Origin of the sequence: Mariniflexile litorale (assembly GCF_031128465.2) — a bacterium.
GTDB lineage: Bacteria > Bacteroidota > Bacteroidia > Flavobacteriales > Flavobacteriaceae > Mariniflexile > Mariniflexile litorale.
Genome location: NZ_CP155618.1, coordinates 1,300,385 through 1,326,446, shown reverse-complemented (window position 1 = coordinate 1,326,446; position 26,062 = coordinate 1,300,385). Strand labels below are relative to the sequence as shown.

Here is a 26,062-nt window from a genome sequence, read left to right as displayed (position 1 = left end):
TTATCTTAGATTTAATATAAAACGAGTAGAGAATAAATAATAAGAATAAATAATAGATTAAATGGAAGTTCAAGGAAGAATTAAAATGGTAGGAGAAACTCAAACTTTTGGAGGTAATGGGTTTAGAAAAAGAGAAGTGGTAGTAACAACAGAAGAACAATATCCACAACACATCATGGTGGAGTTTGTGCAAGACAAATGTGACCTACTTAACAGTTATAAAGCCGGACAACAAGTAAAAATAAGTATCAATTTACGTGGTAGAGAATGGGTAAACCCGCAAGGTGAAACCAAATATTTCAACTCGATTCAGGGTTGGAGAATTGAAGCATTGCAAGAAGCAAGCTCAGATGGAAGTTTACCACCAGTACCTCCTATGGATGCTTTTGAGCCAGCAGGCGATTTGAAAGAAGACGATCACGACGATTTACCGTTTTAATTAAACGATTTTATCATTCCTGCGAAGGAGAGAATCTCATAATAACAACCTCGATGTTTACAAATGTCGAGGTTGTTTACTTTTATATCAATATCTTAAATGCAATATCTAACTCAGGATATAATATTTCCAAATCCGAATGAAGCTACCGAAGATGGTTTATTGGCCATTGGAGGTGATTTGTCCGTAGAACGTTTGTTACTTGCCTATAATGGAGGCGTTTTTCCTTGGTTTAGTGAGGGGGATCCTATTTTGTGGTGGTCACCAGATCCGCGTTTTGTGCTATTTCCAGAAAAATTGAAAGTTTCTAAAAGTATGAAACAGGTGTTAAGAAATAAAGACTATACTGTAACAGTAAACAAAAACTTTAGGGCAGTGATTACCGAATGCTCTAAAGCCAAACGCGATGGACAACCTGGAACTTGGATTACCAACGACATGATTGAGGCCTACATTAAACTTCATGATTTAGGATATGCAAAATCTGTTGAAGTTTGGTTGGAAGACGAATTAATTGGCGGACTCTATGGAATAGATTTGTCTAATGGTGTATTCTGTGGGGAAAGTATGTTTGCTAAAAAAACGAACGCTAGTAAAATAGCCTTCATTACATTTATTCAAAATACAGATTATAAACTTATAGATTGCCAAGTGTACACCAATCATTTAGAAAGTTTAGGAGCTGAAGAGATTTCTAGAGATATATTTTTACAATTTTTAACGACTTAAACTTCATCATACCTAAAACATCCAATCTCGTGGTCGTTTACCATTCCAGTGGCCTGCATGTGAGCATACATAACGGTGCTACCTACAAATTTAAAACCACGTTTTTTAAGGTCTTTGCTTAAAGCGTCGCTTATTGCAGTGGTGGGCGTCGCTTCTTTGTGGCTTCTAAGCCTATTATTTATAGGTTTTCCATCAACAAAACCCCAGATGTATTTGCTGAAACTGCCAAATTCTTCTTGAATTTTCATAAATAATTGGGCGTTGGTAATAGTAGCATTTACTTTTAGTTTGTTTCGTACAATCCCTGAGTCTTGTAGTAATGCATCAACTTTATTTTGGTTATAAGTTGCTATTTTTTTATAATCAAAATTATCAAAGGCTGTTTTGAAATTTTCTCGTTTACGTAAAATGGTTATCCAACTTAAACCTGCTTGAAACGTTTCTAAAATTAAAAATTCAAAAATAGTAGCATCGTCATAGACAGGAACGCCCCATTCTTGGTCATGGTATGTTTCGTATAAAGTGTCTCCTATACACCAACCACATCTGTGTTTTTCAGCCATAATGTATTTGTAAGTATTAAGGTAAAAGTATGACAAAAGTCATTTGTATTAAAATATAGAGGTATTAATTTTAAGCCTTTAATAAATAAACTATGGACTCAATTATAAAAAGTAGTATGCAAAAGGCTTTAACTTACCCTGCTTATAGAGAGTTGGTTAAAAAATTGTCTGAACAAAACTCTACAACAGGAAGTGAAAAAACGGAAGCTTTAGCAACTTACACAAAGCTCAATGACAAGCGTATGAAGCGTTGGGATAAAACTTTGAAAATTTCGGAGACATCGCAGCAACGGGTAAGTGAATTTGACAATCCTGTTACTTGGCTGGTTATTACAGAAAGTTGGTGTGGTGACGCAGCACATGTGTTGCCAGTATTAAATAAAATGGCAGAACTAAATAATCATATTGATTTTAAAATTGTACTTCGTGATGAAAACCTAGAATTAATGGATTTATTCTTAACTAATGGAAGTAAGTCTATTCCAAAATTGATTATGATTGATAATCAAACCAATGATGTTTTAAACACTTATGGTCCAAGACCAAGTGAAGCAACAAGCTTTGTAAATCGCTATAAAGCTAAATACGGCACGTTAACACCAGAATTTAAAGAAGATTTGCAGCATTGGTATAATAATGACAAAGGGCAAAATATTATAAAAGATATTACAGAATTACTTTGTGAGTCTGAACCTAATGTTTGCCAATAAAACTAAATGTAATAGAACCTAATTGCGTTTTTTTAGAAGAGTCGGTGCTGAATTGAGAGCTTTTAGCATAATCTAAAGCATGTCCTATTAAACATGCGTTTTTTGAGTTTGAAGAGCTGTTTATATAAGCGTCTATCACATTCCCATCGGCATTAACAGTAATATTAACAACTATTTTTCCATCTACCTCGCATAAATAAACAGGAATAGGAATGTACACTTTTTTTCTGTCTACCAATGAAAAACTAACGGTACTTTTGGTATTTACGCCGGTGTTTTGTTGCTGTTTTAGCAAATCGTTTACTTTGCTATACGACGATAATTCTTCTTTATTAATAGCGGGTTTTATAGGTTTGTTTTCACCAAGGCTATTCGAACCGTCATCTTCACCATCATTTTCTTCACTAGATTTAGGTACATAATCTTCGGGAGGTGCAATTTGTTTATATGCTTGAGCAAAATGTTTATTTTTATCAGTTTCGTTAAAAGCGCTATTGGTTTCAGCTTTACTGTTATTAAGTTTTTCTAAAGCCTCAATTATTTTTATATCTTCTTCAGTAAGTTCTTTTTCGGGTTCTAATTCGTAGTAGCTTTCTGCAATAGCTTCTTTTTTATTTCTTATACTTAAGTTAAAAATAGATAAAATTACCGTTCCAGAAATTAGAAAGGTTAGCAGTAGGGCTTTATGTTGATCTGTTAGGCGCAAATAGATTGTTTTAGGGGAAACACATAATAATATACGGCAAAATAAGACAAAAAGTTTAAAATAACATGAATTCTAAGAAAATTGATACACTCGATAAACTTTCAAGGGTTTTATAACCAAAACGTTTTCTGGTAAAATCTAAACCGAAATGCAGCGAGTTATTGTTCATAAACACTTCTTGTATGCCTACTCCTAGTTTGTAAATGCTACCTTTTTCAAACGATTTTTCCATACCTAAAAGTGTTCCACAGCCTCCTCGTACAAACACGTTGGTATCATCAAGAATTATGTTATGCTGAAGATTTAAATAAGCAGGCAAAAAGTGAAGTCCTTGTTGCGAGTGGTAATTGTATTCAACATTAAGTCCAATCATCGTACGTTGGTCAAATTGATAACCAATAGTATTGTTTACAAATAAGGCACTGGGGTTAATAAGTGGACCAGAATCATCATCTTGTTCTAAAGTGTATGCTGTGTTTATAGATAATGTAGAGGCTAAAGAAACTTTATAGTAAATACCTCGTACTCTTTCTTTTTCTATTTGCGAAAATGAAGTGAATGAAATTAAAAATGTGATGCTGAATAAAATGTAAATATGCTTCATAAAATTGGTTTTCTGAAGAATTTCATGTCAATAATTATTCCGCAGAAATCTTTTCAATAAAACTTTCAATAGTAATGCCATGATCTACATGAAAGTCGCCAATTTTTGTACGCCTTAAAGCTGATAAATGCCCACCCGATTGCAATGCTTTTCCAAAATCATTTGCTAACGAGCGAATATAAGTGCCTTTACTACAAACGACTCTGAAATTAACATTTAAACCATCAATATTAGTGATTTCAAATTCTGAAATATTCACGGGTCTTGGTTTAATTTCGACGTCTTCACCAGCTCGAGCAAATTCATATAAACGTTTTCCATCTTTTTTAATAGCTGAAAAAACAGGAGGAAATTGTTGAATGTCTCCAATAAATTGTTTGGTGGTTTTTTTAATTAACGCTTCAGTGATATGATTGGTTGGAAACGTTTCATTTATCTCGGTTTCTAAATCAAACGAAGGGGTTGTGCTTCCTAAAACAATGGTACCTGTATATTCTTTTATTTGCGCTTGAAAAGAATCGATTTCTTTGGTCATTTTACCAGTGCAAATTATCAATAAGCCCGTAGCAAGTGGGTCTAATGTGCCTGCGTGTCCCACTTTTATTTTTTTCAATTTAAAAGCTTGTCTAATTTCCCAACGTAGTTTGTTAACCACTTGAAAAGAAGTCCAATGCAGGGGTTTGTCAATTAATAATACTTGACCAGAAAGATAATCTTCAACATTTAGCATTAAACAACGGTTAATTTATAGATAAAAAAGTGAATGAATAATAAAGCAATACCAAGTATAATACGGTAATAACCAAAAACTTTAAACCCTTTTTTACTTAAATAATCTATAAACGATTTTATAGCAATTAGTGCTACAATAAAAGCTAAAACATTACCAATAATTAAATAGTTTATTTGGTCGCTAGTTAATTCGAAACCAGCTTTATAATAATCGTATAGTTTTTTAGCAGTAGCCCCAAACATGGTTGGAACGGCTAGAAAAAATGAGAATTCGGCAGCGGTTTTTCGGTTTAATTTCTGAGTCATACCTCCAACAATACTGGCGCCACTTCGAGAGGTTCCAGGAATCATGGCAAAACATTGAAAAAAACCAATTTTTAAAGCAGTAGCATAACTTATTTTGGTGTGCGCATCCGGATTGGCTTCGTCGTAAACTTCGTTGGCTTTAAACCAGTCGTCTACTTTCAATAAAATAATACCACCTAAAATTAAGGTAATGGCAACTACTACAGGACTTTCTAATAATTCGTCAATTACATCATTTAAAAGCAATCCTAATACTACCGCAGGAATGAAAGCGACTAACAATTTAAAATAAAAATCTAAACTTTGGAAAAATCGTTTCCAGTACAATACAACTACCGATAAGATAGCACCCAATTGAATAACGATGGTAAAAAGTTTCGTAAAATCGTCGCCAGCTATTTTCATAAAGGACGACGCGATAATCATGTGTCCTGTAGATGAAACCGGCAAGTACTCAGTAATGCCTTCTATAATGGCTAAAATGACAGCTTCAATATAATTCATGTGGCAAATGTATTAAAATATAATATATTAAAAATGATATTTTAATTTCAAAAGCTACTTAATTTTAAAGGTAGATTCTCTAATAATAAGGTTAGTTTTTATTTCGATGGTTTTGTTTATTAAAATGTTATTTGGGGCATTTATTTCATCAACCAAAAAACTAACGGCAGTTTTACCTATTCTGTATCCAGGCTGGTCAATAGTAGTGAGTTGAGGTTCGATAATAGTGGCGTTTATGTTATTACTAAAGCCAACTATAGCTATGTCTTCAGGTATTTTTATGTTGAATTTTTTTAGTGTTTTTATAACGCCAATGGCTGCAGTATCGGTAATGGAAAAAATGGCATCGGGTTTTTCTTTTAAACTTAAAAGTATGTTTGTTAGTAGTTTACCTTGTTCCATGTTAATATCATCACAACTTAAAATAATTTTATCATCTACAGGTATATGGTGTTCTCTTAATGCTCTTAAATAACCCGAATAGCGTTTTTCAGAATTATATGAGAATTTAGATTCCTTAATAATAGCGATTCTTTTTTTTCCTACATTAATAAGATGTTCAACTGCGTTGTATGCAGCTTCCTCGTCGTTTATTACTACTTGGGTACAAGGTATTTTACTAGAAACTTTATCAAATAATATAAGTGGAATAGTTTCTAATATTTTGAGAACATGGTTTATATCGCGAGTCATTTTAGAAAGTGATAACAAAATACCATCCACACCAAATTGTATCATGGTGTTAAGCATTTCAGTTTGTTTTGCAACATCATTGTTAGATTCTGAGATAATAACTTTATATCCTTTGGAAGATGCTTCCTCTAGAATACCTCGAATTATGGTGGTTGTATAATGATGCGTAACGTTTGAAACTACAACACCTATAATATTTGTTTTATGCGCTCGAAAGCCTTTGGCGAAAATATTGGGAACGTAGTTTAAGTCGGCTGCAAGTTTTTTTACTCTTTCTTTAGTAGCGTGGCTAATATCATGGTGATCATTTAAAGCTCTTGAAATGGTTGAGGTTGAGAGGTTTAGTTCTTTTGCTAGTTTTTTTAAAGTTGTGACCTCTTTTTTCATATATAATTATATTTAATTTGAATTGCAAACGTTCCCGCAAACGTTTGTGTGTAAATGTGATAATTTTTATGGTATATTTATGAATAGTTCTCACTTATTTAGCATTATAACTAATTAATTCTAAATATAATGAAAAAAATCATTTTTACTTTATTGTGTTTGTTTAGCATTTCTGCAATGCTTGCGCAAACTGAAATTACAGGTACTGTAAAAGACAACTCAGGAGTGCCTGTTTTAGGTGCTAATGTTTTAATTATTGGAAGTACATCTGGTGCAACAACTGATTTTGATGGAAATTTTAATTTTACTTCAGATTTAACTGGTGATCAAAAAATACAAGTATCTTATTTAGGTTACAGTACTTTTCAAAAAACGATACTACTTACCGGTGCAAAAATTACGGTGCAAGTTGTTTTGCAAGAAGGAGGAAATACATTAGATGAAGTTGTTTTAACAGCTACATCTTCAACGCGTTCCCAAAAAGAAACGCCACTTTCTATAACGTCATTTGGAGCTAAAGAATTATCGAGAACGAATACCAGTAGTCAAGCGGATATTTTGATGAGTGTTCCTGGTATTACTGCTGAAGGTGGCGGGGGTGAAGTTGCCTCAAACATTTTTGTAAGAGGGATGCCTTCTGGTGGACAATATCAATTTAATCCATTACAAATAGATGGGATGCCTGTGTTGAGTACGTTTGGTCTTAACTCATCGGCACATGATGTTTATTTTAGAAACGATTTAGGTATTAAAAGTTTAGAGTTTGTTCGTGGAGGTTCTTCTATATTATATGGAGTGGGTTCGGTTGCAGGTATTATAAACTATACAAGTGTTACTGGAAGTGCACAACAAAAAAATATTATTAGAACTGAAGTAGCTTCAAATTCAAGATATAAAGGTGAATTTTTAACAAGTGGTCCATTGGGAGGTGAAAACTCAAATACGTTTTATGCACTGTCTGGTTTTTACAGATATGATGATGGTCCTGTTAAATCAGGATTACCAACAGAAGGTTTTCAGTTGCGAGGTAATATAAAACAAGTAACTAAGAATGGCTCAATAACTTTTTCTGGTCAATTTATTGATGATAATGTACAATTCTTTTTACCTTATCCATTAAAAGGAGGGACTAGAGATCGTCCTAATGGAAATGATGGAGAAAAAATTTATACTTTACAAACTTCGGCAGCTTCCGATATTTCTTATAAAACCCCAAATGGGGTGTATTCATCTCCCATAGAAGATGGTGTTGTAACTAAAGGAGGCTATTTTTTAACCAATTTTAAACACAATTTCACTGATGATTTAAAATTGGACGCTAAATTAAGATACTCAAAATACAAACACCAATTTAACTTATTTTTAGATGGTAGCGGCGTGATTGACGAAAGAACGAAAACCCTTGAAAATCCGAATGGTACTCCTGCGGCTGTTGTGGAAACACAATCTGAATATTTGGCAGCAAGAGGGTTGGCTTTAGGGACTTTTACTTCTCTAAATGGCCAAGCATTACCAGCTGATGCCTTATTGTTTGAAAATAGAATTTTAGATAGAAATAGACCATTACAAGAATTAGTGGCCGATATTAAAATGACTAAAACGTCCAATCAACACACATTTACTTTAGGTACGTTTATGTCCAGATCTGAAGCAGGCGATTTTAACGTAACAACTAATTATTTAAGTGAATATAATAATAATCCAGGTTTAGTTGAGGTTTCAGGCTATTCTATAAATGGAGTTACAAATAGAGGTACAGGATATGGAAATAAAAATATAAGTAGTAATAAAATTGCTTTATTCTTAACAGATGAGATTAAGTTAGATCGCTGGAATTTAGATTTTGGTGTACGTTATGAAAAAGCGTCTGGCGATATTGAAAGCGAAGGCTCACAGTCTTATTTAGTTGATGATACAGGTATTGCTAATTTAGATAATGTAAGATGGGGTAATGGGAAATGGACTAGAGGTCATGTATCTGCAGATGATTTTGCAGTAGCTGTAGCTGCTCTTTATAAAATGAGTGATGCATTAAGTTTATATGGAAACTTTTCAAGAGGCTACTTTTTTCCAGAGCTTAGAAGCGTGAAATTTGATGGATTAGGAAATCCAAATGAATATGATACTGAAAAAATCAATCAGTTTGAAGCAGGTGTTAAATACGGCCAAGGTAGTTTTTCTGGTACAGCAGCACTCTATGGTGTAGCATTAAAAGATCGTAGAAATGTAACATTTATTAACGCTCCAGGAGGAGGTTTTGTTGAAGAAGTTGATATTCAGGATACAAAAACTGTAGGTTTAGAAACTACGTGGAAATATAAATTTATTGAAAACTTCGCCTTTCAAGGATCATTTACTTATCAAGCTCATGAGATTGCAAAATCAGAAAGCAACCCAGCGTTTGAAGGTAATGAGTTAGGTAGACAGCCAAAAGTATTAGGAACCTTCGGATTGGATTACGACAATTCTGCGTTTGATGCAAATATTGTATACAATTACACAGGTAAAAAATTCACCAACGATTCGAATAGTATTGAGTTAGATGCTTTAAGTATTGTTAATATGAATTGTGGATATACGTTCCCTGTTGGCGAAAATGGAGAAAAAGTGCGTTTAGGTGCACAAGTATATAATTTATTTAATTCCGAAGGTATTACTGAAGGGTCTCCAAGACTTAACAATAGCCAAACAGAAGAAGAATATTTTGTTGGTCGTCCTATTTTGCCAACCCGAGTGTTTTTGAACGCTACATTTAATTTTTAAGTTTATTTAGGTTGTTAACCCATTACTGGCTATTTAGGGGGTAGGTAGTGGGTTTTTTTAAAGATATAATATGAAAGATTTACAAAATAAAGCTATAGAGGTATTAAATAACAATTGGAAAGATGGTTTTAGTGTGCCGTGCGCCAATTTATATCCGTTTCAATGGTTTTGGGATTCAGGTTTCATAGCCATAGGTTTTGCACATTTTGATATGCCAAAAGCCGAAAAAGAAATTGAAACCTTATTGGATTCTCAATGGAACAATGGGTTTCTACCGCATATCATATTTCATACAGATACGGATACGTATTTTCCAGGACCCGATTTTCATCGTTCAGATTTAAGTTCACAGTCTTCTAAAAAACACAAATCTACAGGAATGACACAGCCTCCTGTTACTGGATTTGTATTGCAAGATATGTATAGAATAAGTACCGATAAAAAAGCAACATTAAAGTTTATAGAAAGCGTGATTGATAAAGTTTATTTTAATCATGAATATTTCTATAACAACAGAGATCCAAAAAACGAAGGGCTTGCCTATATATACCATAATTGGGAATCGGGTACTGATAATTCTCCTATTTGGGATGATATTTGGCAAACTATGAATCCGCCAAAATATACATTTGAACGTAGAGATACCACTCATGTTGATGCATCACAACGACCATCTAATAGAGAGTACGACCATTATTTATACATCATCGATATTGCAAAAGAGCATCATTATAAGGATGCTAAAATAGCAGAATTATCGCCTTTTTTAGTACAAGATCCGCTTTTCAATTCGATGCTTATTAAATCCAATCAAAGTTTAATAGATTTATACCAACTTATTGGAGGTCATGACGATAAAATAAGTCAGCTTCAAAACTGGCAAGGTAAAGCCATTAAAAGTTTTAATGACAAACTGTTTGATAAAGAGTTAGGTGTTTATGTTCATTATGATTTAAGAAATGAAAAACCATTAAGGTATATCTCATCGTCCTCATTTTCACCTTTGTTTGCAAACATTCCTAATAAAGAACAAGCGGTATCATTGGTAAACGTTATGATGGAAAAATTCGGAAATGATAATCAATATTTATGCGCGTCTTTTGATCCGACAAGTGAACGTTTTAATCCAAAAAAATATTGGAGAGGGCCTGTTTGGGTAAATTTAAACTGGATTCTTTATTATGGTTTAAAAAATTATGGGTATTTGGATATTGCAAAACGGGTAAAAGCCGATACTATTGAAATTATTGAAAAAGCAGGTTTTTATGAGTATTTCGATTCACGAAAAGAAGTATACAAAAACGGCACTGCAGGGTATGGTGGCAATGATTTTTCATGGAGTGCTGCATTATTAATAGACCTGTTGCAAGACAACTAATTAACTAACACGTATAAACATGAATTGGCTAGATTATAGTATCGTTATTCTTTACATCGCTTTCTTTTTAGGGATGGGATTTTTCTTTAAAGAAAACAAAGATTCCAAAGATTACTTTTTAGGAGGAAAAAGTATGAGTTGGTTTCCGTTGAGCCTTTCAACTATGGCTACGCAATTATCGGCAATCAGTTTTATATCGGCACCTGCCTTTGTGGGACTAAAATTAGGTGGCGGTATGAAATGGCTCACCTTCGAGTTTGCTGTTCCGTTAGCGATGATTTTTATAATGATTGTAATTATTCCACCATTATTTAAATCGGGTGTAGTAAGTATTTATGAGTTTGTTGAAAAACGTTTTAGCGCTTCTACCCGACTAATTTTAAGTATTGTGTTTCAAATAAGTCGTGCTTTGGCAACAGGCGTTATGGTATATGCCATTGCTATTATTTTGCAAGCGGTTTTAGATATTGATTTTGTTTACACCATTTTAATTATTTCTGTTATAACCATTGTTTATTCTTGGCAAGGTGGTATGAAAGCGGTTGTTTGGGGAGATGCCTTTCAAATGATTATTCTTTTTGCAGGGTTAATTATTTGCTTGTATTATGGGTGGAATTTGTTGCAAGAACATGGAGGGTTACCACAAGGTTTTGATTCGGAACGATTAAAAGTTATAGACTATAATTTAGGAATTGGTGAAGGGAATGAATACGGCATATTGCCCATGCTTTTGGGTGGGTTATTTCTATATGCTTCCTATTATGGGTGCGACCAAACTCAAGCACAACGGATGTTATCTGCTAAAAATGAAAAAACCATTCGCCAATTGTTATTAGCGAACGGATTGTTGCGTTTTCCTGTTGTTTTAATTTACTGTACAATGGGGTTAATTATTGGAGGGTTAGTAACTGTAGCTCCCGATTTTTTAAATGAAATTGCCTTAACTACCCAAAAATATTTTCCTGAAGAGTTTGCTAAAACAGGTATGAAAATAGATTTAATGTTACCCGTTTTTATCATGAAATATTTACCTCATGGACTTATTGGTATTTTAATGGTTGGTATTCTTTCAGCAGCCATGTCATCGTTAAGCTCAACTGTAAATTCTTTATCTGCTGTAACCGTTGAAGACTTTTTTAACAGAGGAAAAGTCAAGTTGTCTAATAAAAAATATATGTTTATTTCAAAAGCATCTGTAGTGTTTTGGGGTGTTGTTTGTATAGCCAGTGCATTTCTGTTTGGGGGTAGTAAAAGTGCGGTTATTGAAATAATAAACGCTGTAAGTTCTGTGTTTTACGGCCCAGTATTGGTTACGTTTATTCTAGCCTTCTTTTCAAAAAAAGTCAATCATATAGGTATGAATGCAGGTATTATTTCAGCGGTAGTTATTAATCTTATTTTGTCCAAAACCATGCAACAAGTGTTCAATATAGATTTGGGAATCCATATTTTTTGGATATGGCTTAATGTAACAGGTGTTGTTATTTCATTAGTTGTGGCTTATGTAGTAAGCGTTTTTACTAAACACGTTCAGGTGAAAAGTATTTCTAATTTCAATGTAGCTATTAAAAAAGAAGATTTCATGATTAAAGAGGTCTATATTTTGGTAGTATTTTTTATAGCCATTTTGATATTTAGTTATTTTATACCAATTATTTTCGGTTAATTTTAAATCATTTAAAATGAAAATTGTTATTGCCCCCGATAAATTTAAAGGATCCTTAACTGGATTGCAGTTTTGTAATGCAGTTGAAGAAGGCATAACAAAAATATTACCAAATGTTGAAATTGTTAAATTACCACTGGCAGATGGAGGTGATGGTACTATTGAAATTTTAGAATACCATTTAAAAGGAAAACGGATTACTATAAAAGTTAATGATCCGCTTTTTAGAAAAATAGAAGCTTCCTATTTATACATGGATAAAACAAGCACTGCATTTATTGAAATGGCAGAAGCTTCGGGCATGTATCTATTAAATAAAGAAGAACAGAATTGTTTTAACACCACGACTTTAGGAACGGGAGAACTTATTTTAGATGCTATAAATAAAGGTGCTAAAACCATTATTTTAGGTATTGGTGGTAGTGCTACAAACGATTGTGGTATAGGTATGGCTACCGCTTTAGGTTATAAATTTGAAGATGAAAACGGAAAAGAGTTAGAACCCGTAGGAAAAAATTTATCACAGATTAGAGTGATTAATTGCCGTGATGTTATAGACGCTTTAAAATCTATTGATTTTAAAGTTGCCTGTGATGTAACAAATCCTTTGTATGGGAAAAATGGTGCAGCTTATGTTTATGGATCGCAAAAAGGAGCATCTGAAATTGAGGTTCAAGACTTGGATAATGGACTAAAAAATATAGCAGCTGTTTTTAAAAAGCAATTTCATAGAGATGTTCAAAATATAAAAGGAGCCGGCGCTGCAGGGGGTATGGGAGCGGGAACTTTGGTTTTTTTTAATGCTGAATTGAAATCAGGTATTGACTTAGTCAAAGGTTTAGTGGATTTTGATACTAAAATTAAACATGCTGATTTTATTATTACAGGTGAAGGCAAACTCGATTCTCAAACACTTTCAGGTAAAACCATTGATGGCGTTATAGCATCTGCTAAAAAATATAATATTCCAGTGGCTGCTTTTTGTGGAAGTGTATCACTTTCTATTGATGAAGCTAGCCATTTTGGTGTTTATTATACCGATGCCATCATGAATAAAGCTAAAAACCTAGAAGATGCAATGCGAAATAGCTATAAATATCTTGTAGATATAGCATCTAAGTTTACTCAAAAAATTAAGAGATAATTACTTTTTACCTGGGTTTAGCAGGATCGCATAAATTTCAATACCAAAACCTAAAAGCACGAGCATGGGTGCTAAACGAATACGTCTCCAACTAAAGATGTCTGGATTAAAAACATTAGGATCGTCGCTACCACCACCAGACATTAAAATAAAACCTAAGGCGATACAAGCTAAACCTATAAACATAAATTTATAGTTTTTCTTCCCAAATATAAAAACGGATTTTGAAGCTTCTTTTTGTTTTTGTTCTCCCATGATTGCTAAAAAGTATTGGTGCAAATTAACATAAATAATTAAAAACTATACGTTAACGCTATTATAAATTACTAGATATATGCTATTAGTTATAGTTTTGCGTTAGGGGTTGAAGTGGAAAGCCCGCAGTGACCCCGACACTTCGGGGGAGCGAGGACTTGCAACGAAAAACCCGACCCTTGGGTAACGCCCAACCTAATAATATAATTCGTCCGTTCTTAAATTTAAGAAACGCTGTGTGGCAATATGGGTACTTATCCATGTAATAGTAACACCTAAAGTAAATATAATAACAAAAAGCAAAACAACTAAAAAAGGGGTGCTTAGCAAGCCTAATTCAGGGAAGGTTTTATTAATGTAATATAACACAATACCCATGCCTATGAGGGCTAATATAGCTCCAATAATACCTAAGCGAACACTTTTCCAAACAAATGGGCGACGTATAAATTGTTTCGTAGCCCCCACCATTTGCATGGTTTTTATGGTGAATCGTTTTGAATAAACGGCAAGTCTTATAGAACTGTTAATCAATAATACGGCAATTAGTGTAAAAATGGTACTGATAACCAATACCCAGAAACTTATTTTCTTAACATTTTCGTTCATGAGGTTTACCAAATCATTGTCGTAAGTTACTTCGTCTACAAAATTTTTGGAGGTTGCTTCGTCTGATATTTTTTCAAGATGTTCAGAGGTTACAAAATCGGCTTTTAAGTGTACATCAATAGAGTTTTGCAACGGGTTATAACCTACAAAATCCATGAAATCTTCACCGTTATCTGCTTTTAAAAATTCGGCAGCCTCTTCTTTCGATACGTATTCAATAGATTTTACGTAATCGGCCATAGCTAAACTTTTTTCAAGTTGTTTAATTTCAACTTCTTTGGCAGTGTCTTTTAAATAAATAGTAACAACCACTTGTTCTTTAAAATGGTCGGATACTTTTTTGGCATTTAAAACCAGCATGCCCAACAAACCTAATAAAAATAGGACGAGAGCAATGCTCAATACCACTGAAAAGTATGAGGAAATAAGTCGGCGTTTTTGGTCTTTTTCAAAAGAGGAACTCATAAATATAGGATTAACGGTGTAAAAATAGTAAAAGATATAGTAAAAAGGATAATTTAATTAAAGCATTCATACAGCCTGTTATTACAATAACTTACCTTAATTAAAATTGTTGTTCTTTATATAGCAAATGATTAGTTTTAAATTTTTGTTAGAATTGGTATAATTGTTGAAAATATTTTAAAGATGTAACTAGAATAAATAAATTATGATGAAAAAAATTTTTATTTTAAGTGTTATAGTAATTGGTACATTTTTTAAAAACACCCATGCACAAACAGTTAATTTCGGAGCTAAAGCAGGGGTGAATATATCTACCTTCCACGGCAACAGGTCAAGTAACCCTATTGATAGAAATAGTTTGGTAGGTGTTCATGCAGGATTTATTGCAGAGGCACGCATAAGTGATTTCTTTGCTTTACAGCCCGAATTATTGTATTCTAGGGTTGGAGTAGAAGAAGAGAATGTTGTAAAATTTAGATTAGATTATATAATCATTCCAATTATGGCTAAATTTTACTTAGTCGATAAACTGAGTGTAGATGTTGGTCCGCAATTTGGGTTTTTAATAAATGATATAGCTAAGTTTAATGATGATGATGCCGCAAAATTTGATACCGATGCTAGTACTTTTGAATTTGCTATAAATACTGGCATTGGCATTAATATTAGTGAGAAATGGTTTTCCCAAGTGCGCTACAGTTTTGGTATAACAACTATTAGTGAAAATCCAGACATAAAAAATGGAGTATTGCAACTCTCAATAGGACACAAGTTTTAAGATCTATAATTTAAATAAAGAAAGATTGGATTTATCATTTATTCTTTTGTGGTTTGCTAATTAAATAGACACCTACAGCAACAAGCAAGCAACTTAATATTTTAATTAAGTTAATGTCTTGCCCGTATTGACTTTGCATAAAAACAAACGCCAATACACTAACCAAAATAAAGCTAACCACAGGTTGTAAATAAACATAGCTACTGGTTACAGAAGGCGCTAAATGATTAAGCGCATAAATATTAAATAAGTATGCAAAAAAGGTGGTAAATAAAACCACATAACCAATAGTTAAATAAGTACTAGTAGTAAAGGCTTCAAAATTGGTGTTTAAAAAATCTGATACTCCAAAAGGAAATACATACAGGAAACCAAATAAAAATATCCAACTAACTACGGTAATGGCGTGGTATTTTTTCATTAATGTTTTTGCCAGAACAAGGTACAATCCATAACTACAAGCATTTAGTAGAACAAACAAATTTCCCGTAAACGAACTTGTTCCAATCGCTTTATTCCCATATACAATTAAAAATATAGCACCAATAGCACCCAATGTGATGCCTAATAGTTTATTTTGAGTAATACGTTCTTTTAAAATAAGATAACTAAAAATTAAAACTATAACAGGAGTGGTGGTTGTGATTATTGACGCATCAATAGGTGATGTTAAATTAATCCCATGAAAAAACAACAATTGGTTGGCGGCACCACCAAAAAGACCACAAAGTGCTAGCATTAATAGATCTTTCTTTTCAACTTTTTCTTTAACAAACAAAAGTTTAATAGTCCAAAAAAGCAGGACACAACAAGAAAGCCGAATAAAAACAAAAGCAGTGGGGCCAATTTTATTAGGCATGATGCCTTTAGCAATAATGTAGTTTGCGCCATATATTATGTTGGCGCCTAGCAGGGCCAAATGGGCTTTGGTAGTGTTTTTTATCAAACCAAAAGAATGTTTAAGCGGCGAAATTACAAATTGCATTCCTAACAAAACCTTAAATAGCTGTTATATTTAATGATATATAGAGGCAAACGCTTTCAATTTTCTATAGAATGCGTAAATTTGCGCTTTCCAATTCGTCATTACGAGCGAAGCGTGGGAACCTGTTAAATATATAATGTTATATTGACTAGATTCCCACAGTCGTAAGCTCCGCTTAGGTATTTTCGATTAAAATATATTTTAATCTCAATAACCTTAGCAATGATGTTAATATTTATAATAAGAAGGATGACGTACGATTTCAATCAAATCGAGAAAAAGTGGCAAGACTATTGGGCAAAAAACCAAACGTTTAAAGCTGAGAATAATTCAGAAAAACCAAAATTTTATGTATTAGACATGTTTCCGTATCCAAGTGGTGCAGGCTTACACGTTGGACATCCGTTGGGTTATATCGCGTCTGATATTTATGCGCGTTACAAACGTCATCAAGGGTTTAATGTATTGCATCCACAAGGGTATGATAGCTTTGGTTTGCCAGCTGAACAATATGCGATTCAAACGGGGCAACATCCTGCAATAACTACAGCTGAAAACATAAAAACTTACAGACGTCAATTAGATCAAATTGGTTTTTCATTCGATTGGTCTCGTGAAGTTCGTACCTCCGACCCAAGTTATTATAAATGGACACAGTGGATTTTTATTCAATTGTTTGAATCTTGGTATTGCAAACATACCGATAAAGCTTTTGCCATTTCCGAATTAGTGGATGTATTTGAAAAAGAAGGAAATTTAGCAGTGGAAGCCGTTTGTGATGATAATGTTGAAATGTTTTCTGCTGAAGATTGGAATGCCTTTGATTCCAAAAAACAACAACAAATATTATTACAATATAGATTAACTTATTTAGCAGAAACCGAAGTAAACTGGTGTCCTGCATTAGGAACGGTGTTGGCTAATGATGAAATTGTAAATGGTGTTTCCGAACGTGGAGGTCACACTGTTATGAGAAAGAAAATGACACAATGGAGTATGCGTATTTCGGCGTATGCTGAGCGTTTACTTCAAGGGTTAAATAAAATAGATTGGACAGATTCTTTAAAGGAAAGTCAGCGTAACTGGATTGGGAAATCGGTTGGAGCTGCTGTATCATTCAAGGTTTTAGCCAATAATGAAAACGGAAGTCATGCTGAGCTTGTCGAAGCATCTCACATTATTGATGTATTTACTACAAGACCCGATACTATTTTTGGAGTGTCTTTTATGACCCTTGCTCCAGAACACGAGTTAGTTTCTCATATAACAACCCCAGCACAAAAAGACCAAGTGGAAGCCTATATTTCAGCAACCGCGAAGCGTAGCGAACGTGATAGAATGGCCGATGTAAAAACCATTTCAGGAGTTTTTACAGGCGCCTATGCCCAACATCCGTTTACTAAACAGCCTATTCCAGTTTGGATTGGCGATTTTGTTTTAGCAGGTTACGGAACAGGTGCGGTGATGTCCGTTCCGTGTGGCGACCAACGCGATTACGATTTTGCAAAGCATTTCAATATCCCCATTCCAAATATTTTTGAAGGGGTTGATATTTCTAAAGAAGCCTATGCTTCAAAAGATAATGTGACAATTGGGAACAGTGATTTTTTAAATGGTTTATCATACAAAGAAGCCACTAAAAAAGTCATTGAAGCTTTAGAGAAATTAGGTCAAGGTGAAGGGAAAACCAATTACCGTTTGCGCGATGCTGTTTTTAGTCGTCAACGTTATTGGGGTGAACCATTCCCAGTGTATTATGTAAATGGCATGCCACAAATGATTGATGCGAAACATTTACCAATACGTTTGCCAGAAGTTGAAAAATATTTACCAACCGAAACCGGTGAACCACCATTAGGTAACGCCACCGTTTGGGCTTGGGACACCAATACGAATGAAGTAGTTTCAAACGATAAAATAAACAACACAACCATTCATCCTTTAGAGTTAAATACGATGCCAGGTTGGGCAGGAAGTTCTTGGTATTTTAACCGCTATATGGATTCTACAAACACAGAAGAATTTGCTAGTAAAGAAGCGCTTAATTATTGGAAAGACGTCGATTTATACATTGGAGGCAGCGAGCATGCCACGGGACATTTATTGTACTCACGTTTTTGGCAAAAATTCTTATTCGATAAAGGAGAAGTACCCGTTGATGAGTTTGCTAAAAAACTGATTAACCAAGGGATGATTTTGGGGACTAGTGCTTTTGTTTATAAGTTTTTTGGGTCAAATAGATTTCCTAATTTATTTATTTCGGAATCATATTACAAAATGTATAAGGACGATGTTAGTTTAGTTCATACCAAATTAGAAGAGATTCATAAGGAAAGTGAAAAATCTTATTTGCCTTATATTGATTATGATATGGATATAGCTTTGATGCATGCAGATGTATCTTTAGTGAATTCTTCCGATGAGTTAGATGTTGAAGGATTTAAAAAATGGAGACCTGAATATAAAGATGCTATATTTATAGGTGAAAAAGGAGAAATTATCGATGGTGATAATGGTGTTTACAAAGTAGGACGAGATGTCGAAAAAATGTCCAAATCCAAATACAACGTAGTCAATCCAGACCAAATTTGTGTTGATTACGGTGCAGACAGTTTGCGTCTTTACGAAATGTTTTTAGGCCCCTTAGAGCAATACAAACCTTGGAATACCGCTGGTATTACAGGTGTACACGGTTTCCTTAAAAAATTATGGAGATTATACCACCAAGGAGAAAATGAAACTTTTTACGTAACGAGTTCTCCTCCTTCGGAGGGGTTAGGGGAGGCTTTAAAAACACTTCATAAAACCATCAAAAAAGTACAGGAAGATATAGAGAATTTCTCTTTCAATACGTCGGTGTCAACTTTTATGATTGCGGTGAATGAATTAACAGCTCAAAAATGCACCTCTAAAGAAATTTTAGAACCCTTATTGGTATTGTTATCACCGTATGCGCCACATATCGCTGAAGAACTATGGAGTCAATTAGGACATAACGAATCCATTTCCACAGCGCCATTTCCGAAATTTGATGCCAGTCATTTGGTAGAAAGCAGTAAAAACTATCCTATTTCTTTCAACGGAAAAATGCGTTTTACTCTAGAATTGCCACTAGATATGAGTAAAGATGATATTGAAAAAGTAGTGATGGCACACGAAAAAACTCAAGAACAATTGGCAGGTAGAACCCCGAAAAAAGTGATTATCGTGCCAGGTAAAATTGTAAATATTGTAGGCTAGCGTTAGCGACTAGTCATGTAGACGATAGGAGACATCACATAACAAGAATCATTTAATTCATTATGTGATGTCTCAATCGTACCTCATTTCGACATAACAAATAATTAGCTTTAGCTTTTTAACAAAAAATCACACTAAATGGATTATACCGAAATTATTAGTTTTCCAGCCGCCATTTTAACCGCTGCAGTCTTTTTACTTTAAGTTTATAAAACATGAAAAACTAAAAATATTTCGAGCGTGTCTTTACTCATGTTGCTCATGTTTTTCATTGGTGTTTTTTATGGTTGGTTTATGCCGTTTGTAAAGAAAGTCTGTCTATGATTTTAGCTAATGCAACATCTGTTTTGTCAGCTTTTTTTGGTATATTTTAAAAATTAAGTACGACAAAAAGTAGTTAGAATAAGACTTTGTTTTTTATAAATATTCTTTTTTTATAAGTGCTTGTTATTTCCTATTAAATCCATATGTTTTATTTAATTCCTAAAAATAAGTTAAATTTGATGAAAATTATTTATCAAAAATGGTGTTTTTAAACTTTTTTTCAATCTATTGTTTTAATATTGCATAGGTTTTTGACTAACTTAAAATATCATACTATGAAAATTGGTGTTCCAATAGAAATTAAAAACAATGAAAACAGAGTAGGGATGACACCCTCTGGAGTATTCGAACTTACTAAAAGAAATCATACAGTATATGTTCAAAAAAATGCTGGATTTAATAGTGGTTTTTTAGACGAAGATTATACTGGTGCTGGTGCAACCATTCTTGAAACTATTGAAGATGTTTACGCTATTGCTGAAATGATTGTAAAGGTGAAAGAACCTATTGAACACGAATACAGTTTAATAAAACCAGATCAAATCGTTTTTACTTATTTTCATTTTGCTTCTAGTGAAGTGCTTACAAATGCTATGATAAAAAGTAAATCAATTTGTATTGCATACGAAACCGTTGAAGATGCTGATGGTACATTGCCGCTTTTAATCCCCATGTCTGAAGTAGCAGGCAGAATGTCTGTGCAACAAGGCGCCAAATATCTTGAAAAACCTATTATGGGACGCGGTATTTTACTTGGTGGGGTTCCGGGAGTGCCTCCAGCTAAAGTATTAATTTTAGGTGCTGGTGTTGTAGGGTATCAAGCCGCAAAAATGGCATCAGGTTTAGGAGCGAGCGTACATATTTTAGATATTAATATGAAAGCCCTACGTTATGTGAGTGATTCGATGCCGAATAACGTTGTTAGTGAATTTTCAAGTGAATATAACATAAGAAAACATATTAAAGATTCCGATTTAATTATTGGAGGTGTACTTATAAAGGGCGCTAAGGCACCTAAATTAATTACAAGAGATATGCTTAAAGACATGCGCCCTGGAACTGTAATGGTTGATGTGGCGGTAGACCAAGGTGGCTGTTTTGAAACCACTAGACCAACCACACACCAAGATCCCACTTATATTATTGATGAAGTGGTGCATTACAGTGTGGCTAATATGCCTGGTGCTGTGCCTTATACATCTACCATGGCGTTAACGAATGTCACGTTGCCTTATGTTGTGAAACTGGCAAATCAAGGTTGGGAAAAAGCTTGTGAAAATAGTCCGTCTCTAGCCAAAGGATTAAATATTGTAAAAGGAGATATTGTTTATAAAGAAATAGCCGAAGCATTTGATTTAGAGTTTGCAGACGTATAAAAATAATAAGATATCAAGTACTTAAACCCCAAGAGATTCTCTAGGGGTTTTTTAGTTTAAAGTTTTTTTACTGACAGAATATCATTCATAATAATTTGGCGTTATTTTTGTTATATTTATTTCGAAATTAAAATTTAAAATAATGATTGGATATTATATATTATTAGGAGCCATAGCACTTGTAAGTTGGTTAGTGAGTAGAACGTTGAAGAAAAAGTTTGAAAAATATTCTAAAGTACAATTACGCAATGGTATGAGTGGTGCCGAAATTGCTGAAAAAATGTTGGCTGACCACGGTATTACCGATGTTGAGGTTATTTCAACACCTGGGCAATTAACCGACCATTACAACCCAAAAAATAAAACAGTAAATTTAAGTGAATCAGTTTATAACCAGCGTAACGCTGCTGCTGCTGCTGTAGCTGCTCACGAATGTGGGCATGCCGTACAACATGCGCAAGCCTACGAATGGTTAAAAATGCGTTCGGCATTGGTACCTGTTGTTAGTGTAACTTCAGGAATGTCTCAATGGGTTGTAATTGGTGGCTTGATGTTAGGTGCTGCTGCAGGTCTTGGAATTGGCTATTATGTAGCTATCGCAGGTTTGGTTATGATGGGGTTTGCAACTTTATTTAGTTTTATAACATTGCCAGTAGAGTACGATGCGAGTAACCGTGCGTTAGCTTGGTTGAAAAATAAAAACATGGTGTCTCAACAAGAATATGCAGGTTCTGAAGATGCACTAAAATGGGCAGCGAGAACCTATTTAGTTGCTGCAATTGGCGCATTAGCCTCTTTAGTATATTGGGCGCTTCAAGTATTTGGAGGCTCTAGAGATTAATTTTAAATAAAATAATAAAAGAACCGAATTCTTAACTTTTGTGTGAGAATTCGGTTCTTTTTTATATCTTTAATTTACAAATCTTAACCAGAGTATTATTTATGGAAAATTTAGTTGAAAACAAATTAATGGTAAGCGAACTGTCTGAAGTTGATAAGGTTGCTTTTTATAAAAAAACCTATTCGCATGTAGCGGGTGGCGTGTTGGTATTTATTCTTTTTGAATATCTTTTGCTTCAAAGCGAAATGATTGTGAATTTCGCATTATCGATGATTGATGGCTGGCGTTGGTTAATTATGCTCGGTGGTTTTATGTTTATAACCAATTATGCTGAAAGAATGACCTTAAAAACACCAGATAAAAACAAACAGTATCTGGCGTTTGGTGTTTATATTCTTGCTGAAGCGTTCATTTTTGTTCCGCTTATTTACATTGCAGCTTTTTATATGGAATCTGGTCCAGAAATTTTAAATCAAGCAGCGATAGTAACTTTGGCGTTATTTACAGGATTATCAGCCATCGTTTTTGTAACTAAAAAAGATTTTTCTTTTTTAAAAGCGGGTTTAACCGTTGGCTTTTTTATTGCCATTGGGTTAATTCTAGCAGGTACATTATTTGGTTTTAATTTAGGACTTTGGTTTTCGGTTGGTATGTGTGTACTAGCTGCGGGAGCTATCTTATATCAAACCTCAAATTTGGTAAATAAATATTCAGACGATCAATATATTCCAGCAGCATTGGGCTTATTTGCCTCATTAATGTTGCTGTTTTGGTATGTGCTTAGTATTTTTATGTCTAGAGACTAAAAACTACATAATATAAACTAAAAGCTCTGATAAATTTCAGGGCTTTTTTGTTTCTTTACTTTTTCAATAAAATTAATGATGAATAATCCGTTAGCATATTATCAAAAGCATTTAGAAATTTACAAAACAGAAGCCCATCGTCTATATAAAAAGATGACGGCTTTAAGTATTTATCGTATGTTGGTTTTTGCAATAACGGGATTTGGTATTTATCTTTTGTTTGAAAATTGGCAACTAGCAGTACTTATAGGCATTATTGGTATTGTTATTTTCTTGTATTTATTGTCAAAATACAATGATGTGAAAGCAAAAAAACAGTTTAATGAGGCCTTAGCAGTTATCAATCAAGATGAAATAAAAATAGCTTCGGGCGATTTTCATCATAGAGATGCGGGGTTGCAATTTCAAGACCCTAATCATTTTTATAGCTTAGATATCGATTTATTTGGAAGAGGATCTTTTTTTCAATTTATAAATAGATCGACAACAAAAGAAGGAGCACAAAAATTAGCCGATGCTTTAAAAGCAAATCATATTGAAGGTATTGTTTTAAGACAAGAGGCTATTAAAGAGTTGGATGAAAAACCACAATGGCGTCAACATTATTCGGCAACATCTAGTTTAGTAACTATTGAAACACCGGCAAACCAAATTATAAATTGGTTGCAGAAGTATCAGATATTCTTGCCTAAAGCGACAAAAAGGCTTCCTTTAGCCTTTTCAATTATTTCAGTTCTCATTTTCGGATTAGGTTTTTTCGGTGTTATAAATCCTAGTTTTATTGGTTATTGGTTACTTATCGGTTTAGGTATTTCGGGTATGTATGTAAAAAAAATAAACCTGTTATCTTCAAACACCGATAAGGTTAAAGAAACATTTCGCCAATATGCATCTCTTTTAGATTTGATTGAAAGAGAATCGTTTTCTTCTGAATTATTAAAACAAAAACAACAGCAAATTCAGGAAGAAGGAAAAAAAGCTTCTGTAATTTTTAAAGACCTATCTAAAACCTTAGATGCCTTAGACAATCGAAACAATCTTATAGGTGCCATCTTTGGAAATGGTTTTTTTCTGTCGGATATAAAAAATAGTTACCATATAGAGCGATGGATAGTACAACATGCTAATAAAGTTGCCGATTGGTTTGAAGTGGTGTCCTTTTTTGATGCTTATAATTCTTTAGGAAATTTTGTATTTAATCATCCAGATTTTGTGTTTCCAGCAATCGAAGAAAAAGGAGCGGTTATAAAAGCGGAAGGTTTAGGGCATCCATTATTAAATAAAAATAAGCGCGTTGATAGTGATTTAATTATAGAAAACGAGCAGTTTTTTATAGTTACAGGTGCAAATATGGCAGGGAAAAGTACATTTTTAAGAACGGTGTCTTTGCATATTGTGATGGCAAATGTAGGTTTGCCGGTTTGTGCTAAATCCAGTAGTTATTCGCCAGTAAAGCTTATAACGAGCATGCGTACTACCGACTCATTGACCGATGATAGTTCGTATTTCTTTTCAGAATTAATACGTTTAAAATATATTGTTGATGCTATTATTGAAGAACCTTATTTTATCATTTTAGATGAAATTTTAAAAGGTACTAACAGTACCGATAAAGCTATTGGTTCTAGAAAGTTTGTCGAAAAACTAGTGGCTTCAAATGCTACAGGTATTATTGCCACACACGATTTAAGTTTGTGCGAAATTGAAAAGGAATTAGACGATGTGAAAAACTATTATTTTGATGCTGAAATTATTAATGATGAGCTTTATTTTGATTACAAATTGAAACAAGGCATTTGTAAAAATATGAATGCTTCTTTTTTATTAAAGAAGATGAATATTGTATAGTTTAGAAGCACCTAAAACCCAATATCAAAACCTGAAAACCAAGATAAATGCAACACCAATCGAAACTACCGAACGTAGGGACTACCATTTTTTCAGTAATGAGTAGTTTGGCTACTAAACACAATGCTATTAATTTATCTCAGGGTTTTCCTAATTTTAAAAGTGATCAAAAGCTAATCGATTTAGTTTCTAAGGCGATGAATTCCGGTTACAACCAATATGCGCCGATGCTTGGCAATTTAGAACTTCGTAAAGCCATTGCTAAAAAATACGAGTTACTTCATGCTATAGCTTACCATCCTGAAAATGAAATAGCCGTTACTGCCGGTGCAACTCAGGCTATTTTTACCATTATTTCAACCTTTATAAACCAGCATGATGAAGTTATTATTTTTAAACCAGCGTATGATAGTTACGAACCAAATGTAGAATTAAATGGTGGAAAAGTAGTGGCCATTCAACTGTATGCAGCTCTTAATTTTAAAGTGAATTGGCAAGAAGTGAAGGAGAAGATTAATAGTCGAACTAAAATGATTATTATCAATTCGCCTCACAATCCAACAGGCTCCGTTTTTTCAAAAAACGATATGCTTCAGTTGGAAAATTTAACCAGAAACACCAATATTATTGTGTTAAGTGACGAGGTTTACGAGCACATGATTTATGATGGCGAATCCCATCAAAGTGCGTGTTTGTTTCCCGATTTAAAGTCGCGAACTTTTGTTGTTGGTTCTTTTTGTAAAACCTTTCATAACACAGGTTGGCGCATTGGTTATTGTTGTGCACCAAAGGAATTGATACAGGAGTTTATTAAGGTGCATCAGTTTAATGTGTTTTGCATTCACCATCCCACTCAAAAGGGCATTGCAGATTATATGCAGGAACCAAAACATTATTTAGAATTATCAGATTTTTATCAAAAGAAACGGAATTTATTTCTACATTTAATCAAAGATTCGAGGTTTAAATTTACGCCATCAACAGGTACGTATTTTCAGGTGTTAGATTATTCTGAAATAACCCAAGAATACGATGTTGATTTTGCGAAGCTGTTAACTATGGAATATGGTGTAGCTTCCATCCCTTTGTCAGTTTTCAATAGCGATAATTTAGATAATAAAGTACTTCGCTTTTGTTTTGCAAAAACAGATGACACTTTAAAACAAGCAGCAGAGATATTAAGTAAAATTTAATGCGTACCTTTTTGTGCA

The 26,062-nt window shown here is 33.6% G+C and carries 23 protein-coding genes; 14 read left to right on the top strand and 9 right to left on the bottom strand.

The window, feature by feature from the left end:
- The first annotated feature begins 61 nt into the window (after nt 1–61).
- Together QLS71_RS05465 and aat are read left to right on the top strand one after the other, a co-directional pair.
- Nucleotides 62–439 (top strand): DUF3127 domain-containing protein, encoded by a 378-nt coding sequence (locus tag QLS71_RS05465; protein WP_308991465.1) that lies wholly within the window; start codon nt 62–64, stop codon nt 437–439.
- A 99-nt stretch (nt 440–538) separates the two neighbouring features.
- Nucleotides 539–1,168 carry a leucyl/phenylalanyl-tRNA--protein transferase gene (gene aat, locus QLS71_RS05460; RefSeq protein ID WP_308991464.1) on the top strand — a complete coding sequence of 210 codons (630 nt, stop codon included), beginning with the start codon at nt 539–541 and terminating at the stop codon, nt 1,166–1,168.
- On the opposite strand, the gene QLS71_RS05455 is transcribed toward aat, so the two are convergent.
- The gene (locus QLS71_RS05455) at nt 1,165–1,731 is read right to left on the bottom strand and encodes a DNA-3-methyladenine glycosylase I (RefSeq protein ID WP_308991463.1); all 567 of its coding nucleotides are present in this window, start codon (nt 1,729–1,731) and stop codon (nt 1,165–1,167) included. The genes aat and QLS71_RS05455 overlap by 4 nt on opposite strands.
- Nucleotides 1,732–1,823: 92 nt before the next feature.
- On the opposite strand from QLS71_RS05455, the gene QLS71_RS05450 reads away from it, so the two are divergent.
- Nucleotides 1,824–2,441: a thioredoxin family protein gene (locus QLS71_RS05450; protein ID WP_308991462.1), complete on the top strand. Its 618-nt coding sequence runs from the start codon at nt 1,824–1,826 to the stop codon at nt 2,439–2,441.
- Here QLS71_RS05450 and QLS71_RS05445 read toward each other — a convergent pair.
- Genes QLS71_RS05445 through QLS71_RS05425 form a run of 5 tightly spaced genes read right to left on the bottom strand, consistent with a single transcriptional unit; the run spans nt 2,425 to nt 6,373 of the window.
- Nucleotides 2,425–3,147, bottom strand: coding sequence for a hypothetical protein (locus QLS71_RS05445; RefSeq protein WP_308991461.1), 723 nt, complete (start codon nt 3,145–3,147; stop codon nt 2,425–2,427). The two genes, QLS71_RS05450 and QLS71_RS05445, sit on opposite strands and share 17 nt — an antisense overlap.
- A gap of 55 nt (nt 3,148–3,202) precedes the next feature.
- Nucleotides 3,203–3,751: a hypothetical protein gene (locus QLS71_RS05440; RefSeq protein ID WP_308991460.1), complete on the bottom strand. Its 549-nt coding sequence runs from the start codon at nt 3,749–3,751 to the stop codon at nt 3,203–3,205.
- Nucleotides 3,752–3,785: 34 nt separating this feature from the next.
- Nucleotides 3,786–4,481: a tRNA pseudouridine(55) synthase TruB gene (gene truB, locus QLS71_RS05435; protein ID WP_308991459.1), complete on the bottom strand. Its 696-nt coding sequence runs from the start codon at nt 4,479–4,481 to the stop codon at nt 3,786–3,788.
- On the bottom strand, nt 4,481–5,293 hold the full coding sequence (locus tag QLS71_RS05430) for an undecaprenyl-diphosphate phosphatase (protein ID WP_308991458.1): 813 nt from the start codon (nt 5,291–5,293) through the stop codon (nt 4,481–4,483). Before QLS71_RS05430 ends, truB begins: the two co-directional genes overlap by 1 nt.
- 54 nt (nt 5,294–5,347) lie before the next feature.
- On the bottom strand, nt 5,348–6,373 hold the full coding sequence (locus QLS71_RS05425; RefSeq protein ID WP_308991457.1) for a LacI family DNA-binding transcriptional regulator: 1,026 nt from the start codon (nt 6,371–6,373) through the stop codon (nt 5,348–5,350).
- A gap of 129 nt (nt 6,374–6,502) precedes the next feature.
- Here QLS71_RS05425 and QLS71_RS05420 point away from each other — a divergent pair, with 129 nt between their 5' ends.
- From QLS71_RS05420 to QLS71_RS05405, 4 genes are all read left to right on the top strand, one after another.
- A complete protein-coding gene (locus tag QLS71_RS05420) occupies nt 6,503–9,136 on the top strand; it encodes a TonB-dependent receptor (protein ID WP_308991456.1) in 2,634 nt (877 codons plus the stop codon).
- A gap of 70 nt (nt 9,137–9,206) precedes the next feature.
- Nucleotides 9,207–10,514 (top strand): trehalase family glycosidase, encoded by a 1,308-nt coding sequence (locus tag QLS71_RS05415; RefSeq protein WP_308991455.1) that lies wholly within the window; start codon nt 9,207–9,209, stop codon nt 10,512–10,514.
- Between the two features lie 19 nt (nt 10,515–10,533).
- The gene (locus tag QLS71_RS05410) at nt 10,534–12,180 is read left to right on the top strand and encodes a sodium/solute symporter (protein ID WP_308991454.1); all 1,647 of its coding nucleotides are present in this window, start codon (nt 10,534–10,536) and stop codon (nt 12,178–12,180) included.
- 16 nt (nt 12,181–12,196) lie between these two features.
- Nucleotides 12,197–13,324, top strand: a complete 1,128-nt coding sequence (locus QLS71_RS05405) for a glycerate kinase (protein ID WP_308991453.1) — start codon at nt 12,197–12,199, stop codon at nt 13,322–13,324.
- Here the strand turns inward: QLS71_RS05405 and QLS71_RS05400 are convergent, their stop codons facing one another.
- The gene (locus QLS71_RS05400; RefSeq protein WP_308991452.1) at nt 13,325–13,579 is read right to left on the bottom strand and encodes a DUF3098 domain-containing protein; all 255 of its coding nucleotides are present in this window, start codon (nt 13,577–13,579) and stop codon (nt 13,325–13,327) included.
- Nucleotides 13,580–13,774: 195 nt separating this feature from the next.
- Nucleotides 13,775–14,653 (bottom strand): permease-like cell division protein FtsX, encoded by an 879-nt coding sequence (locus QLS71_RS05395; protein ID WP_308991451.1) that lies wholly within the window; start codon nt 14,651–14,653, stop codon nt 13,775–13,777.
- A 205-nt stretch (nt 14,654–14,858) separates the two neighbouring features.
- Between QLS71_RS05395 and QLS71_RS05390 the strand changes: the two genes are divergently transcribed.
- Nucleotides 14,859–15,431, top strand: coding sequence for a porin family protein (locus QLS71_RS05390; RefSeq protein WP_308991450.1), 573 nt, complete (start codon nt 14,859–14,861; stop codon nt 15,429–15,431).
- A gap of 34 nt (nt 15,432–15,465) precedes the next feature.
- On the opposite strand, the gene QLS71_RS05385 is transcribed toward QLS71_RS05390, so the two are convergent.
- Entirely contained in the window at nt 15,466–16,416 is a 951-nt protein-coding gene (locus tag QLS71_RS05385) for a DMT family transporter (protein ID WP_308991449.1), read from the bottom strand.
- 249 nt (nt 16,417–16,665) lie between these two features.
- On the opposite strand from QLS71_RS05385, the gene QLS71_RS05380 reads away from it, so the two are divergent.
- From QLS71_RS05380 to QLS71_RS05355, 6 genes are all read left to right on the top strand, one after another.
- Nucleotides 16,666–19,656 (top strand): class I tRNA ligase family protein, encoded by a 2,991-nt coding sequence (locus QLS71_RS05380; RefSeq protein ID WP_308991448.1) that lies wholly within the window; start codon nt 16,666–16,668, stop codon nt 19,654–19,656.
- Between the two features lie 599 nt (nt 19,657–20,255).
- Nucleotides 20,256–21,356 (top strand): alanine dehydrogenase, encoded by a 1,101-nt coding sequence (gene ald, locus QLS71_RS05375; RefSeq protein ID WP_308991447.1) that lies wholly within the window; start codon nt 20,256–20,258, stop codon nt 21,354–21,356.
- A gap of 142 nt (nt 21,357–21,498) precedes the next feature.
- Nucleotides 21,499–22,197: a zinc metallopeptidase gene (locus QLS71_RS05370; RefSeq protein WP_308991446.1), complete on the top strand. Its 699-nt coding sequence runs from the start codon at nt 21,499–21,501 to the stop codon at nt 22,195–22,197.
- Nucleotides 22,198–22,298: 101 nt separating this feature from the next.
- Complete coding sequence (locus QLS71_RS05365) at nt 22,299–23,003, top strand: Bax inhibitor-1 family protein (RefSeq protein WP_308991445.1); 705 nt, start codon at nt 22,299–22,301, stop codon at nt 23,001–23,003.
- Between the two features lie 75 nt (nt 23,004–23,078).
- The gene (locus QLS71_RS05360; RefSeq protein ID WP_308991444.1) at nt 23,079–24,851 is read left to right on the top strand and encodes a DNA mismatch repair protein MutS; all 1,773 of its coding nucleotides are present in this window, start codon (nt 23,079–23,081) and stop codon (nt 24,849–24,851) included.
- 47 nt (nt 24,852–24,898) lie between these two features.
- Nucleotides 24,899–26,044, top strand: coding sequence for a methionine aminotransferase (locus QLS71_RS05355; RefSeq protein WP_308991443.1), 1,146 nt, complete (start codon nt 24,899–24,901; stop codon nt 26,042–26,044).
- Nucleotides 26,045–26,062: the final 18 nt, after the last annotated feature.